The following is a 14,819-nucleotide window of genomic DNA, read 5'->3' on the forward strand; positions in this document are numbered from 1 at the left end:
TTCTAGGAATCCAGCTAACGAAAAAAATCAACTAGAAAAGGATAATGACTATGTCACGCCAAACACCGTCACTCTCATTTGAAGTGTTCCCTCCAAACCCAGCCGTGGGTAATGATAACATTATTTCTGCTCTTCAAGATATGCAGGAGTTGGCTCCTCACTTTATCAGTGTAACTGCCAGCAATAATAAATTTAATATCAAGGAAACGACGGTTCGTTTGGCTGACTTTATCCAAAATGACTTGGCGATTCCGACTATTGCTCACTTGCCAGCCATCTATTTGACCAAGGACAAGGTTGCTGAAACTATTGCAGACTTGGACAAGGTTGGGGTGCAGAAAATCTTGGCTCTTCGTGGGGATATTATTCCAGATGTGGAACCACAAAAGGATTTCCGCTACGCAACTGACTTGATCGAGTTCATTAAGGAGCAAGCCCCTCACTTTGATATTGTTGGTGCTTGTTATCCAGAAGGTCATCCAGATTCACCAAATCAGATTTCAGATATTCAAAATCTTAAGAAGAAAGTGGATGCAGGCTGTTCGAGCCTTGTAACTCAGCTTTTCTTTGATAATGAGCGCTTCTATGATTTCCAAGACAAGTGCATCTTGGCTGGGATTGATGTTCCCATTCATGCAGGGATTATGCCAATCCTGAATCGAAATCAGGCTCTCCGCCTCTTGAAGACTTGTGAGAATATCCATCTTCCACGCAAATTCAAAGCCATTTTAGACAAGTATGAGCATGCCCCTGAGTCGCTCAGAGCAGCAGGACTTGCCTATGCAGTGGACCAAATCGTGGACTTGGTAACTCAGGATGTTGCCGGTGTACATCTCTACACTATGAACAATGCAGAAACAGCAAAATATATCCACCAAGCAACACATGCCTTGTTTAATCATCAGTCTCTAGGATAATAAAAAGCAAACCATTCTTCTCAGGTGAGGGGAATGGTTCCTTTTTAATGGTAAAGACCGCACTTTTTAAGAAAAATATGATAAAATAGACTCTGTACGTACTTGATACAAAGATGAGGGTATTTAGGTTGTAGAAGTTTGTTTAAAGTTTATTATTTTTTAAACAAAATCTGATGATGTGTGTCTCAAAAAACACGAACGGAGTGAGTATTTAAAAGATATCTCACGCTATCGTGGTATCCTAGAGAATAATTCTGTTATTTTCTAGGACGGAATTTTTGAGAGTAAAATAGTTCGGGAAACTATTTTAGCCTGAGCATAGAAATGAAAAGGCGAAGTACTCAAAAATTAATATTGAAATTCCCTGGATTTCTAAAATCATCCACTGGATAATTTTACCTCCCGTCCGCACTATTTCAGGGAAATATCAAAAAGATACTTAATTGAATTTTGGCCTCATTTCTTAGGAAAAAAGATAAGCCTCCTAGCACTCATCGAGTGCGGCGTCACCTTCCTATTTTTCTACAGAAATGTTCGGCAAGCCGAACCGTCCAAAATATCTTGTATAATTGAACCCGGCCGAAAAGCTGTGTAAAAAAGATAAACTGTCTTGTCTTCATCGAAGACTTCGTCAGTTTCCTATTTTTACTTTGCTTTTGACGTCCTTAGTATCTTGATCTTTGTAGGCAAGGCGTATAATTTCATCAATCCAAAGGGGATTAAAATGACAAAACAAGTGTTTCAAACGACTTTTGCGGGTCGTGAGTTAATTGTAGAGACTGGTCAGGCTGCTAAGCAAGCGAATGGCGCAGTTGTTGTACGTTACGGTGAGTCAACTGTCTTGACTGCTGCCGTTATGTCTAAGAAAATGGCAACTGGAGATTTCTTCCCTCTTCAAGTCAACTACGAAGAAAAAATGTATGCAGCTGGGAAGTTTCCTGGTGGCTTTATGAAACGTGAAGGACGTCCTTCAACAGATGCGACCTTGACAGCGCGTTTGATTGACCGTCCAATCCGTCCTATGTTTGCGGAAGGTTTCCGTAATGAAGTGCAAGTGATTAACACAGTACTTTCTTATGATGAAAATGCCTCTGCACCTATGGCAGCTATGTTTGGTTCTTCTTTAGCGCTTTCTATCTCAGATATTCCATTTGACGGACCAATCGCTGGGGTACAGGTTGGCTATGTGGATGGTCAAATCATCATCAACCCTACGCAAGAACAAGCAGAGCAATCTCTCCTTGAATTGACAGTAGCTGGTACCAAACACGCCATCAACATGGTAGAGTCTGGTGCTAAAGAATTGTCAGAAGAAATCATGCTGGAAGCTCTTCTTAAAGGGCATGAAGCAGTCAAAGAATTGATTGCCTTCCAAGAAGAAATCGTTGCAGCAGTTGGTAAGGAAAAAGCAGAAGTAGAATTGCTTCATGTGGACGCTGAATTGCAGGCTGAAATCATCGCAGCCTACAACAGTGACCTCCAAAAGGCAGTCCAAGTAGAAGAAAAATTGGCTCGTGAAGCTGCAACTCAAGCAGTTAAAGACCAAGTGACTGCTGTTTATGAAGAAAAATATGCAGATCACGAAGAATTTGACCGTATCATGCGTGATGTGGCTGAAATCTTGGAACAAATGGAACACGCTGAAGTGCGCCGCTTGATTACAGAAGACAAGATTCGTCCTGATGGTCGTAAGGTCGATGAAATCCGTCCTTTGGATGCGGTTGTTGACTTCCTTCCTCGTGTGCACGGTTCAGGTCTCTTCACTCGTGGGCAAACTCAGGCCCTTTCAGTCTTGACCTTGGCTCCGATGGGTGAAACTCAAATCATTGATGGTTTGGATCCAGAGTATAAGAAACGCTTTATGCACCATTATAACTTCCCTCAATACTCTGTAGGGGAAACTGGACGCTACGGTGCACCTGGTCGTCGTGAAATCGGTCACGGTGCTCTTGGTGAGCGTGCTCTTGCTCAAGTCTTGCCAAGTTTGGAAGAATTCCCATATGCTATCCGTTTGGTAGCTGAGGTCTTGGAATCAAATGGTTCTTCATCTCAGGCTTCTATCTGTGCGGGAACGCTTGCCCTTATGGCTGGTGGTGTGCCAATCAAGGCGCCAGTAGCAGGAATTGCCATGGGTCTTATTTCAGATGGAAACAACTATACAGTCTTGACAGATATCCAAGGTTTGGAAGATCACTTTGGAGACATGGACTTCAAGGTTGCAGGAACTCGTGACGGGATTACAGCCCTTCAAATGGATATCAAGATCCAAGGGATCACTGCAGAAATCTTGACTGAAGCCCTTGCCCAAGCCAAGAAAGCTCGTTTTGAAATCCTTGATGTGATTGAAGCAACTATTCCAGAAGTTCGTCCAGAATTGGCTCCAACTGCTCCGAAAATTGATACCATCAAGATTGATGTGGACAAGATTAAGATTGTCATCGGTAAGGGTGGAGAAACTATCGACAAGATTATCGCTGAAACAGGCGTTAAGATTGATATCGATGAAGAAGGAAATGTGTCTATCTACTCTAGCGACCAAGATGCTATTAACCGTGCTAAAGAAATTATTGCTGGTTTGGTCCGTGAAGCTAAGGTGGACGAAGTTTACCGTGCTAAAGTCGTTCGTATCGAGAAATTTGGTGCCTTTGTTAACCTCTTTGATAAGACAGATGCCCTTGTTCATATCTCTGAGATGGCTTGGACACGTACCAATAATGTCGAAGACTTGGTAGCAATCGGGGATGAAGTTGATGTTAAGGTTATCAAGATTGATGAAAAAGGACGTGTGGATGCTTCTATGAAGGCCCTTCTTCCTCGTCCTCCAAAACCTGAACGTGATGAAAAAGGTGAAAAAACAGAGCGTCCTCACCGCCCACGTCATCACAAGGATCACAAACCTAAGAAAGAAATTACAGAAACACCAAAAGATTCAGAATAAGAAAAGGAGAAATGTATGGGATGGTGGCGCGAAACCATTGATATCGTAAAAGAAAATGATCCAGCGGCCCGCACCACTTTGGAGGTTTTGCTGACTTATCCAGGTGTCAAGGCCTTGGCGGCCCACCGTCTCTCGCATTTTCTCTGGAAGCATGGCTTCAAACTCCTGGCTCGTATGCACAGTCAGTTCTGGCGCTTTTGGACTCAGATTGAGATTCATCCGGGTGCTCAGATTGATTCAGGTGTCTTTATCGACCACGGTTCTGGTCTGGTGATTGGGGAAACAGCGATTGTTGAAAAAGGCGTTATGCTTTACCACGGAGTAACTCTTGGTGGAACTGGTAAGGATGTTGGCAAACGCCATCCGACCGTTCGTCAGGGTGCCCTTATATCAGCCCATGCCCAAGTCATTGGTCCTGTAGAAATTGGTGCAAATGCCAAGGTCGGTGCTGCAGCAGTTGTCGTAGCAGATGTACCTAGTGATGTGACGGTTGTCGGTATTCCGGCCAAGATTGTCCGAGTTCATGGACAGAAGGATGAACCGACTATCCACGAAGTTGAAGAAAAACGAGAGTACTACGTCAATAAACTCGAGCAGGCTAAAGAAGCCAGTCACAGATCGTCTGGGTTGTAGAGGATGGCTATATGATTCAAGCAAGAAACAAGTTAAGCCAAGAGGAGCTATCTGAGGCGAAAAAACTAATTAACTGTTGCCAAAACTATGACGGTACCTATCGTGATCCTTATCTATCTAACATGCTTAATTTTGACCCAAACATGCCCGCCTTTTTCCTTTATTATGAAAAAGGCGAACTTGTTGGTTTATTAACTGTCTATGCAGATGACCAAGATGTAGAAGTGACGATACTGGTTCATCCAGATCATCGCCGTCAGGGAATTGCGCGTGCATTGTTTACTAGTTTTGAGAGAGAAACAGCTTCTTTCTCTATTTGTTCAGTCACTTTTCAGACAGAGCGTGTTTTTCTAGACCGTTATCCTTATTTTGTCATCAACTGGGGATTGGTCGAGGATGAAGAGACAGAAACTTGGTTAGGTAAGGATAGAAAACCTTATCCGTTAGCAAATGTTTCCAATCTTGAAGTTTTGTTAGCAGATAGTTCGTATCAGGATCAAATTAGTCAGTTAAAATTTCAGGCATTCTCAGAAGAGCATGAATCTAGAGAGATTGTGGATAGATATGTCGCTGAAGCTCTGAAGGATCCAGAAAGTCGCTTATATATTTTGTTAAAAGACGGTCAGATTATTGGAACTTGCACGGTAGATTTATCGACTAATACGAATTACTTCTACGGGTTAGCAATATCTGAACCTGAACGTGGGAAAGGCTATGGAAGCTACTTAGCAAAATCCCTTGTCAACCAACTAATTGAGCAAAATGACAAGGAATTTCAGATTGCAGTAGAGGACAGCAATGTAGGTGCCAAGCGCTTGTATGAAAAAATTGGCTTTGTCAAACAGACCCAGGTGGTTTATCTGAATGAGAAAGGAGCAAGGGATTCCGAAGTGTAGAGACATTCGGACTGAAATTCAATTGAACTCTTAATGATGAAACTAACTGTTCTCGGATTTTAGTTTTCCTGACTATTATTTTATGATTAAAATCTATGACACCATGTCTCGTGATTTGCGAGAATTTGTCCCGATTGAGGACGGCAAAGTCAAGATGTATGTTTGTGGGCCAACCGTGTATAACTATATCCACGTGGGGAATGCCCGCTCAACAGTAGCTTTTGATACGATTCGTCGCTATTTTGAATACCGTGGTTATGACGTCGCCTATATTTCCAATTTTACGGATGTGGATGATAAGATTATCAACCGTGCCAAGGAAGAGGGTATCACTCCTCAGGAGGTTGCGGACAAGTACATCGCTGCCTTTCGTGAGGATGTGACGGCCTTGGGTGTCAAACCTGCGACTCGCCATCCGCGTGTGGTGGAGTTTATGGCTGATATCATCCGCTTTGTGGAAGACTTGATTGAAAAAGGTTTTGCCTACGAGAGTCAAGGAGATGTCTATTTCCGTGTGGAAAAATCTCACAACTATGCCAAATTGGCTAATAAAACCTTGGAAGATTTGGAGCTGGGTGCTTCAGGTCGTACCGATGAAGAAACAGCTCGTAAGGAAAATCCTGTAGACTTTGCCCTCTGGAAATCTGCCAAATCAGGCGAGATTTCTTGGGACAGTCCTTGGGGACCTGGTCGTCCGGGCTGGCACATCGAGTGTTCAGTCATGTCGACAGAGATTTTGGGCGACACCATTGATATTCACGGTGGTGGAGCTGACCTAGAGTTTCCTCACCATACCAATGAAATTGCCCAGTCAGAAGCCAAAACAGGTAAGACCTTTGCCAACTACTGGATGCACAATGGCTTTGTCAATATCGACAATGTCAAGATGTCCAAATCCTTGGGCAACTTTATCACAGTGCACGATGCCCTCAAAACGCTCGATGGGCAAGTGCTTCGTTTCTTCTTTGCGACTCAACATTACCGCAAGCCTATCAACTTTACGGAAAAGGCAGTGCGAGACGCCGAGACCAATCTCAAGTATTTGAAAAACACCTATGAGCAACCATTTACTGGAACTGTAGATGCTCAAGAGTTGCAAGCTTTTAAAGATAAGTTTGTAGCAGCAATGGATGAAGATTTTAACGCGGCAAATGGAATCACAGTAGTCTTTGAAATGGCCAAGTGGATCAATTCTGGCAACTATGATACAAGTGTTAAGGAAGCTCTTGCGGCTATGTTAGGGGTCTTTGGAATTGTCTTTATTGAGGAAGTTTTGGATGCAGAGATTGAAGACTTGATCCAAAAACGCCAAGAAGCGCGTGCCAATCGTGACTTTGCTACAGCGGACCAGATCCGTGACCAATTGGCTGCTCAAGGGATTAAGCTCCTTGACACCAAAGATGGAGTGAGGTGGACACGTGATTGATGTCAATCTCATTAACGGGATTGCGTTAGCTTTTGAGGGGGACGCGGTGTATTCTATGTATATTCGCCGTCACCTCATCCTCAAAGGCATGACAAAGCCCAATAAACTCCATCAAGAAGCGACCAAGTATGTCTCAGCCAAGGCTCAGGCTCGCCTGATTTCCCTTATGTTAGAGGAGCAGGTCTTAACAGAAAAAGAAGAAGAAATCTACAAACGTGGTCGCAATACCAATAGTCACACCAAGGCCAAAAATGCTGATGTGGTGACTTACCGTATGTCCACGGGTTTTGAAGCAGTCATGGGTTATCTCCATATGACTGAAAATCTGGAACGTCTTGAGAGCTTGATTTCGTGGTGCATCCAAAAAGTGGAGGGCTAGGACATGATGGCAAAAGAACTACAAGACTGGTTTCCTGAAGCTCAGATTTCAGACCAACCAGTAGAGAAAGAGGGCTATCTCACTCTCCCTTTAGCTTCTCAGCAGTGGATTTTGCTGGAGGAAGCTGGGCTCAGCGAGCGTGAAAAGCAGTTGGTTGCCCTTTTGACCCAGCAGGAGCAGGCTCGTTCGCTCAATCCTTGGTATTCTTATCTGATTGAGGGCAAGGGACAGGCACCGCAAGCTTTTAAAAAGATTCAGTTGGTTTATTGCCATCTTTCCTATTTTCAGCAGGAAAATCTAGCTTCTTGGCTAGATATGATGCGGACCCTTTTTCCTAACTGTCAGACGGTGCTTCAGGTCGGAGCTCAGGATTATGTTTTCGTGCTTCAACAAGATAAATACACTTCTGTACGAGCTATTTTAAGTGATACGATTGAAGCGGTTGAATATGACTTTGGACTGCGTCTATCTATCATGTTGGGCCAGGTTTGGTCTCAGACAGGCCATCAAGCCCTATCAGACTTGATTAAAGCAGAGCGAGATTTGTTTAAGACTTGGTGGCGTCAGGGTCACCAAGGTGTTCATACCTTTTCACAACTCTATCTTTGGAGTATGGGGGAAAGAGTTGTGGACCTGAGAGTCATTAAAGAATGCCTGCACCAGATGATTTTGGATCAAGACCAGATTCAGGAAATCATTCTCTCCCTTTGGGAAAATAGTGCAGTCCTAACTAAAACAGCCCAGCAACTCTATTTGCACCGTAATTCTCTCCAATACAAGATTGATAAATGGGAAGAATTGACAGGGCTTCAGTTGAAGGAATTGACTGATCTGACCTTATGTTATCAGTTGATTTTACCAGATATTCTCTAAAGTTTTGTGCAAGTTGCACAGAACTTTTTTATTTTTTTGGTCACCTTGCCATAGAAATGTAAAGCGTTTTCATCTATAATAAAACTATCAAAAAACAAAAGGAGTTCACCTCATGGTAGAATTGAATCTTAAAAACATTTACAAAAAATATCCAAATAGCGAACACTACTCAGTTGAAGACTTCAACTTGGACATCAAAGACAAAGAATTTATCGTTTTCGTAGGTCCTTCAGGATGTGGTAAATCAACAACTCTTCGTATGATTGCTGGTCTTGAAGACATCACAGAAGGTACTGCATCTATCGATGGTGTGGTTGTCAACGACGTAGCTCCAAAAGACCGTGACATCGCCATGGTATTCCAAAACTACGCTCTTTACCCACACATGACTGTTTATGACAACATGGCTTTCGGTTTGAAATTGCGTAAATACAGTAAGGAAGACATCGACAAACGTGTGCAAGAAGCAGCTGAAATCCTTGGATTGAAAGAATTCTTGGAACGTAAACCAGCTGACCTTTCAGGTGGTCAACGTCAACGTGTTGCCATGGGTCGTGCGATTGTCCGTGATGCAAAAGTGTTCTTGATGGACGAACCTTTGTCAAACTTGGATGCAAAACTTCGTGTATCAATGCGTGCTGAAATTGCGAAAATCCACCGTCGTATCGGAGCTACAACTATCTACGTAACTCACGACCAAACAGAAGCGATGACACTTGCAGACCGTATTGTTATCATGTCAGCAACTAAGAACCCTGCTGGTACAGGTACTATCGGACGTGTAGAACAAATCGGTACTCCTCAAGAAGTTTACAAAAACCCAGTTAACAAATTCGTAGCAGGATTCATCGGAAGCCCAGCTATGAACTTCATCAACGTGAAATTGGTTGGTAGCGAAATTGTTTCTGACGGTTTCCGTTTGAAAGTGCCAGAAGGAGCATTGAAAGTTCTTCGTGAAAAAGGCTACGAAGGTAAAGAATTGATCTTCGGTATCCGTCCAGAAGACGTGAATGCGGAACCTGCTTTCCTTGAAACTTTCCCAGAATCAGTTGTCAAAGCGACTATCTCTGTATCAGAATTGCTTGGTTCAGAATCTCACCTTTACTGCCAAGTTGGTAAAGATGAATTTGTTGCTAAAGTTGATGCTCGTGACTACTTGCAAACAGGTGCAACAGTTGAACTTGGATTTGACTTGAACAAAGCACACTTCTTCGATGTAGAAACTGAAAAAACAGTTTACTAAGATAAATAAAACTCAAAACACTGCTAGAAATCTGGCAGTGTTTTTTGTGATTGAGTTGAAAAACTCTCCAATTGAACTGGAGAGTGGCTGTTTATACTCAATGAAAATCAAAGAGCAAACTAGGAAGCTAGACGCAGGCTGTACTTGAGTACGGCAAGGTGAAGCTGACGTGGTTTGAATTTGATTTTCGAAGAGTATTATTCTGCAGCTTGTTGCCAACGTTTGGCTAGCATATGAGACAGGCTCGAAATTGCTAGGTTAAAGCTGAAGTAGATGAGGGCAATCAGGATATACAGACTGAAGACTTGCTCTGGTTCGAAATAACGGCCCATGAGAATTTGGCTGGCTCCAAAGAGCTCTTGTAGGGCGATAACAGAGTAGAGGAGGCTGGTATCCTTAATCACGGTTACAAACTGAGAAATAATGGCTGGCAGCATTTTACGAATGGCTTGTGGGAGAATGATGTGGTAGAGGATTTGGGCTGAGGTAAATCCTTGAGACATTCCTGCTTCGTACTGTCCCTTGTCTACGGCATTGAGACCGCCTCGGATAATCTCAGCCAAGGCTGCTGAGGTAAAGAGAGTGAAGGCTGTAATACCTGCTGGAGTGGACTTCATCTTAAAGACTAAAAAGATAGTGAAAATCCAGAGGAGGTTGGGAACGTTACGCACAAACTCGATATAAATGCTGGAGATGATACGTAAGACAGGATTTTTCCCATTTCTCATGACGGCTAGCACCGTACCGATAAGGGTAGAGAGGACGATGGCAATCAGAGAAATGTAGAGGGTCAAGCCAAATCCTTTAAAGATAAAGACTAGGTTATCTGGGGTCAAAACTTCTAAAATGGATTCCATAGTAACCTCCTAAAGTGAATAGGCTTTTTTGTTGGCTTGCTCCATCTTGCGGCCAAACTGGGCAACAGGAAAGCAAAGAGAGAAGTAGAGAAGGGCAGCACCTAGAAAGGCTGGGATATAGTTTCCGTTAAGTGCTGACCAAGACTTGGTCACAAACATCAAGTCGACTCCAGAAATGATAGCGACTGTCGATGTATTCTTAATGAGGTTGACAATTTGATTGGTCAAAGGAGGGAGAATGATACGGAAAGCCTGAGGCAAGATAATCAAGCGCATGGCACTGATATAGGTAAAACCTTGCGATAAGGCAGCTTCCATCTGACCGCTAGGAATAGATTGAATACCTGAGCGAATCACCTCAGCGATATAGGCGCCGTGATAGAGTCCCACGCAGAGAACAGCCGTCCAATAAATCGGAATCATGATGGTGTGGTCACTGATAAGGGGTAGACCATAAAAGACGATAACAAACTGCACCAAGAGGGGAGTGTTTTGGTAAAATTCAACAAAGATGCGAGCCAAAATGCGCAAAATTGGACGTTTGCTGGTTGACATAGCTCCAAAGAAGATGCCCAAAACCATAGCGAGGATAAAGGATCCAATCGCTAGGGCAAGGGTGAAGAGGAAACCATTGAAAAATTGTCCAAAATCCTGAAAATAGGCTGTCCAAGATGATAAATCTGTCATAGGGTGTCCTCCTTATTCTGCGGAATGGCTAGATGGTTTGAGCTTGTAACGGTCATAAAGTTTCTGCAAACTACCATCCTTGCTCCATTTAGTAACCAAGTTGTCAAGATAGTCGTTGAGCTCGGTATTTGATTTCTTGGTAACAATACCGTAGTCAGATGGCTTGAAACTATCATCTAGTAGTACTGTGCGTTTACTGATATAGCCAGATAGAATCGAGCGGTCAACGGAAAAGGCATCGATACGGTGAGCATGCAGGGAAGTAATCAATTCTGGGTAGGAACCAAGTTCGACGAATTTAAACTTCAGACCTTTCTTTTTACCCAGTTCAGTAATCAGGCGTTGGGTGATGGAACCTTGGGCAACTCCGATGGTTTTGCCGTTTAGGTCCTCAATCTTTTTGATTTTGGCAGATTTATTGACCAAAAATCCAGAAGCATCTGTGTAGTAAGGGCTGGTAAAGTTGTAGAGTTTTTTGCGTTCGTCTGTGATGGTGAAGGTTGCGATATCCATATCGACCTGTTCATTGTCTAGGAGGGGTCCACGGGTTTGAGCGGTAACAGGCACATAGCGAACTTTGACCTTGAGCTCATCTGCTACCATTTTGGCCAAGTCGGTTTCGATACCAGAATAGGTCCCTGTCTTGGGATCCTTATAGCCAAAGTTGGGAACGTCTTGTTTGACACCGACAACTAGTTCGCCTCTCTTTTGAATATCTGCGACACTGGTGTCGGCCTGAACTGGTTTTGCAGCAGCAAGGCCGAAAAGGCTAATCAATAATGCGGATAAAAAGAATTTCTTTTTCATAGGCGCCTCCTTATTTGACTTTGTCACTTTCGTGGTTGATGATTTTGCTGAGGAATTGTTGGGCACGAGGTTCGCTTGGATTGTCGAAAAAGTCATCAACATCTGTCGTATCCACCAAAACTTCTCCATCAGCCATAAAGATGATACGATCCGCAACTTCACGGGCAAAGCCCATTTCATGGGTAACGACAATCATATTCATACCATCGTGGGCCAATTTTTGCATAACCGCTAGAACATCGCCGATAGTTTCAGGGTCTAGGGCAGATGTTGGTTCATCAAATAGGAGGAGTTCAGGATGCATGGCAAGACCACGAGCGATGGCAATCCGTTGTTTTTGTCCACCAGAAAGCATGGCTGGATAAGAATCTTTCTTGTCCCACATATTTACAAATTCCAGATATTTTTGGGCTGTCTTTTCAGCTTCTTTTTTATCAATTCCTAGAACTTTTATGGGCGCAAGTGTTACGTTTTCTAACACCGTTTTGTGTGGATAGAGGTTAAAATGCTGGAAAACCATGCCGACTTCCTTGCGAAGCGGCACCAAATCTTTCTGGCTGGCACCAGCAACTTGGTGACCATTTACTAGAAGACTTCCTTTGTCAACAGCCTCTAAACCATTGATGGTACGGATTAGAGTGGATTTCCCTGAACCAGAAGGGCCTAGGAGGACAACGACTTGCCCTTTTTCAAAACGGAGATTGATGTCGCGGAGTGCGTGGTAGTCCCCGTAATATTTTTCGACGTGTTCAAATTCTACTAAAGCCATAAGGAATCTCCTTTGTGTTAGATTTTATAACATGATTCTACACCAAAAGATTTTTCTTGTCAAATCATATCAGAAAAAAAGTTAGTAAAATTTTTGTAGAAAGCAATCAGGATAGAGAAAAAGCCTAAATCATGTTATAATGAAGCAATAGAATTCTTAGAAAGAGTGGATGTCTTGTTGATAACACCTACTTATGAATGGCAGTTTGCCCCGCAGGTAGAAGATGCGGATTTTACAAAAATAGCCAAAAAGGCTGGACTGGGTCCTGAAGTGGCTCGGTTATTATTTGAGAGAGGGATTCAGGACCAAGAAAGTCTGAAGAAGTTTTTAGAACCTTCCTTGGAGGACTTGCACGACCCTTATCTGCTCCATGATATGGATAAGGCAGTGGAGCGGATTCGTCAGGCCATTGAAGAAGGGGGAAATATTCTTGTCTATGGAGACTACGATGCAGATGGCATGACTTCGGCTTCGATTGTTAAGGAAAGTTTGGAACAGCTTGGTGCCGAGTGCCGGGTTTATCTGCCCAATCGTTTTACCGACGGTTATGGACCTAATGCCAGTGTTTACAAATATTTTATCGAGCAAGAAGGAATTTCCTTGATTGTGACGGTTGATAATGGGGTTGCTGGTCATGAAGCCATTGAACTGGCCCAGTCTATGGGAGTAGATGTCATTGTGACAGACCATCATTCCATGCCTGAAACCTTACCAGATGCCTATGCTATTGTCCATCCTGAACATCCGGATGCGAACTATCCTTTCAAATATTTGGCTGGTTGTGGAGTTGCTTTCAAGCTGGCTTGTGCCCTTTTAGAAGAAGTACAAGTGGAATTGCTTGATTTGGTCGCTATCGGAACTATTGCAGATATGGTGAGTTTGACGGATGAGAACCGTATCTTGGTTCAGTATGGTCTGGAAATGTTGGGACACACTCAGCGTATTGGTCTACAAGAAATGCTAGACATGGCTGGGATTGCCGCCAACGAAGTAACAGAAGAAACGGTTGGTTTTCAGATTGCCCCTCGTTTGAATGCCTTGGGCCGCTTGGATGATCCCAATCCTGCCATTGATTTGTTGACTGGATTTGACGACGAGGAAGCTCACGAGATTGCCCTCATGATTCACCAGAAAAACGAAGAGCGCAAGGAAATCGTCCAGTCTATCTATGAAGAAGCTAAGACCATGGTGGACCCTGAGAAGAAGGTCCAAGTCTTGGCCAAGGAAGGCTGGAATCCTGGGGTTCTAGGAATCGTGGCTGGTCGTTTGTTGGAAGAACTAGGGCAGACAGTCATCGTTCTCAATATAGAGGACGGTCGTGCAAAGGGTAGTGCTCGTAGTGTGGAAGCGGTCGATATTTTTGAGGCGCTGGATCCCCATCGAGACCTCTTTATCGCCTTTGGTGGCCATGCTGGCGCAGCAGGAATGACGCTGGAAGTGGAGAAACTCTCAGATTTATCTCAGGTTTTGGAAGATTATGTCCGTGAAAAAGGAGCAGATGCTGCTGGCAAGAACAAGTTAAATCTAGATGAAGAACTGGATTTGGAGACACTTAGCTTAGAAACGGTCAAAAGTTTTGAACGTTTAGCTCCCTTTGGAATGGACAATCAGAAACCTGTCTTTTATATAAAGGATTTTCAGGTCGAAAGTGCCCGTACTATGGGGGCAGGAAATGTCCATCTCAAGTTGAAAATTTCCAAAGGTGAGGCGAGTTTTGAAGTGGTGGCCTTCGGACAAGGTAGATGGGCAACAGAATTTGCTCAAACCAAGAATCTAGAGCTGGCAGTCAAATTGTCTGTCAACCAATGGAATGGACAAACTGCCCTGCAGTTGATGATGGTGGATGCGCGTGTGGAGGGTGTTCAACTTTTTAACATCCGTGGGAAGAATGCAGTTTTGCCAGAAGGGGTTCCAGTCTTGGATTTTGCTGGGGAACTGCCCAATCTAGTAAATAGTGATGCTGTGGTTGTAAAAACCATTCCTGAGGATATTACTCAGCTGAAGACCATTTTTCAGGAGCAGAATTTTTCTGCTGTTTATTTCAAAAATGATATTGACAAGGCCTACTATCTGACAGGCTATGGGACTAGAGAGCAGTTTGCCAAATTGTACAAGACCATCTACCAGTTTCCAGAGTTTGATATTCGCTACAAGCTGAAAGATTTGGCAGCTTATCTTAATATTCAGCAAATCTTGCTGGTCAAAATGATTCAAATATTTGAAGAATTAGGTTTTGTGGTAATCAAAGATGGGGTTATGACAGTCAATAAAGAAGCGCCAAAGAGAGAAATCGGAGAAAGTCAGATTTACCAAAATCTCAAACAAACCGTCAAAGACCAAGAAATGATGGCGCTGGGTACCGTGCAAGAAATTTATGACTTTTTAATGAAAAAA

The 14,819-nt window shown here is 43.3% G+C and carries 13 protein-coding genes; 9 read left to right on the forward strand and 4 right to left on the reverse strand.

The annotated features are described in order from the left end of the window. The first annotated feature begins 50 nt into the window (after positions 1 to 50). From metF to O3664_RS02430, 8 genes are all read left to right on the forward strand, one after another. Positions 51 to 917 carry a methylenetetrahydrofolate reductase [NAD(P)H] gene (gene metF, locus O3664_RS02395; RefSeq protein ID WP_371613587.1) on the forward strand — a complete coding sequence of 289 codons (867 nt, stop codon included), beginning with the start codon at positions 51 to 53 and terminating at the stop codon, positions 915 to 917. A 724-nt stretch (positions 918 to 1,641) separates the two neighbouring features. Beyond that, on the forward strand, positions 1,642 to 3,855 hold the full coding sequence (gene pnp / locus O3664_RS02400; RefSeq protein WP_371613588.1) for a polyribonucleotide nucleotidyltransferase: 2,214 nt from the start codon (positions 1,642 to 1,644) through the stop codon (positions 3,853 to 3,855). A 15-nt stretch (positions 3,856 to 3,870) separates the two neighbouring features. Beyond that, entirely contained in the window at positions 3,871 to 4,488 is a 618-nt protein-coding gene (gene cysE, locus O3664_RS02405) for a serine O-acetyltransferase (RefSeq protein WP_020903022.1), read from the forward strand. Between the two features lie 11 nt (positions 4,489 to 4,499). After that, positions 4,500 to 5,384, forward strand: coding sequence for a GNAT family N-acetyltransferase (locus O3664_RS02410; protein ID WP_371613589.1), 885 nt, complete (start codon positions 4,500 to 4,502; stop codon positions 5,382 to 5,384). Between the two features lie 82 nt (positions 5,385 to 5,466). After that, positions 5,467 to 6,810, forward strand: coding sequence for a cysteine--tRNA ligase (gene cysS / locus O3664_RS02415; RefSeq protein ID WP_371613590.1), 1,344 nt, complete (start codon positions 5,467 to 5,469; stop codon positions 6,808 to 6,810). Then, the gene (locus tag O3664_RS02420; RefSeq protein ID WP_000567927.1) at positions 6,803 to 7,189 is read left to right on the forward strand and encodes a Mini-ribonuclease 3; all 387 of its coding nucleotides are present in this window, start codon (positions 6,803 to 6,805) and stop codon (positions 7,187 to 7,189) included. Before cysS ends, O3664_RS02420 begins: the two co-directional genes overlap by 8 nt. A 3-nt stretch (positions 7,190 to 7,192) precedes the next feature. Then, positions 7,193 to 8,062: a helix-turn-helix domain-containing protein gene (locus O3664_RS02425; protein WP_371613591.1), complete on the forward strand. Its 870-nt coding sequence runs from the start codon at positions 7,193 to 7,195 to the stop codon at positions 8,060 to 8,062. A gap of 112 nt (positions 8,063 to 8,174) precedes the next feature. After that, positions 8,175 to 9,305: an ABC transporter ATP-binding protein gene (locus O3664_RS02430; protein ID WP_000229952.1), complete on the forward strand. Its 1,131-nt coding sequence runs from the start codon at positions 8,175 to 8,177 to the stop codon at positions 9,303 to 9,305. A gap of 197 nt (positions 9,306 to 9,502) precedes the next feature. Here O3664_RS02430 and O3664_RS02435 read toward each other — a convergent pair whose 3' ends face one another. The 4 genes from O3664_RS02435 to O3664_RS02450 are packed head-to-tail and all read right to left on the reverse strand — an operon-like array spanning position 9,503 to position 12,425. Beyond that, the gene (locus O3664_RS02435; RefSeq protein WP_000443889.1) at positions 9,503 to 10,162 is read right to left on the reverse strand and encodes an amino acid ABC transporter permease; all 660 of its coding nucleotides are present in this window, start codon (positions 10,160 to 10,162) and stop codon (positions 9,503 to 9,505) included. A gap of 9 nt (positions 10,163 to 10,171) precedes the next feature. After that, the gene (locus O3664_RS02440) at positions 10,172 to 10,849 is read right to left on the reverse strand and encodes an amino acid ABC transporter permease (protein WP_000131145.1); all 678 of its coding nucleotides are present in this window, start codon (positions 10,847 to 10,849) and stop codon (positions 10,172 to 10,174) included. A gap of 12 nt (positions 10,850 to 10,861) precedes the next feature. Next, positions 10,862 to 11,656, reverse strand: a complete 795-nt coding sequence (locus tag O3664_RS02445) for a transporter substrate-binding domain-containing protein (protein WP_371613592.1) — start codon at positions 11,654 to 11,656, stop codon at positions 10,862 to 10,864. A 10-nt stretch (positions 11,657 to 11,666) separates the two neighbouring features. Beyond that, positions 11,667 to 12,425: an amino acid ABC transporter ATP-binding protein gene (locus O3664_RS02450; protein ID WP_001229569.1), complete on the reverse strand. Its 759-nt coding sequence runs from the start codon at positions 12,423 to 12,425 to the stop codon at positions 11,667 to 11,669. A 177-nt stretch (positions 12,426 to 12,602) separates the two neighbouring features. On the opposite strand from O3664_RS02450, the gene recJ reads away from it, so the two are divergent. After that, the coding region (gene recJ / locus O3664_RS02455; RefSeq protein ID WP_371613593.1) for a single-stranded-DNA-specific exonuclease RecJ at positions 12,603 to 14,819 on the forward strand (2,217 nt) is incomplete at its 3' end.

This window comes from Streptococcus sp. 27098_8_109 (assembly GCF_041432295.1).
Lineage (GTDB): Bacteria > Bacillota > Bacilli > Lactobacillales > Streptococcaceae > Streptococcus.

Bases quoted from the DNA above. Each gene is read 5' to 3' on its own strand.
- metF (WP_371613587.1), top strand. From the start codon at position 51: ATGTCACGCCAAACACCGTCACTCTCATTTGAAGTGTTCCCTCCAAAC.
- pnp (WP_371613588.1), top strand. From the start codon at position 1,642: ATGACAAAACAAGTGTTTCAAACGACTTTTGCGGGTCGTGAGTTAATT.
- cysE (WP_020903022.1), top strand. From the start codon at position 3,871: ATGGGATGGTGGCGCGAAACCATTGATATCGTAAAAGAAAATGATCCA.
- O3664_RS02410 (WP_371613589.1), top strand. From the start codon at position 4,500: ATGATTCAAGCAAGAAACAAGTTAAGCCAAGAGGAGCTATCTGAGGCG.
- cysS (WP_371613590.1), top strand. From the start codon at position 5,467: ATGATTAAAATCTATGACACCATGTCTCGTGATTTGCGAGAATTTGTC.
- O3664_RS02425 (WP_371613591.1), top strand. From the start codon at position 7,193: ATGATGGCAAAAGAACTACAAGACTGGTTTCCTGAAGCTCAGATTTCA.
- O3664_RS02430 (WP_000229952.1), top strand. From the start codon at position 8,175: ATGGTAGAATTGAATCTTAAAAACATTTACAAAAAATATCCAAATAGC.
- O3664_RS02435 (WP_000443889.1), bottom strand. From the start codon at position 10,162: ATGGAATCCATTTTAGAAGTTTTGACCCCAGATAACCTAGTCTTTATC.
- O3664_RS02440 (WP_000131145.1), bottom strand. From the start codon at position 10,849: ATGACAGATTTATCATCTTGGACAGCCTATTTTCAGGATTTTGGACAA.
- O3664_RS02445 (WP_371613592.1), bottom strand. From the start codon at position 11,656: ATGAAAAAGAAATTCTTTTTATCCGCATTATTGATTAGCCTTTTCGGC.
- O3664_RS02450 (WP_001229569.1), bottom strand. From the start codon at position 12,425: ATGGCTTTAGTAGAATTTGAACACGTCGAAAAATATTACGGGGACTAC.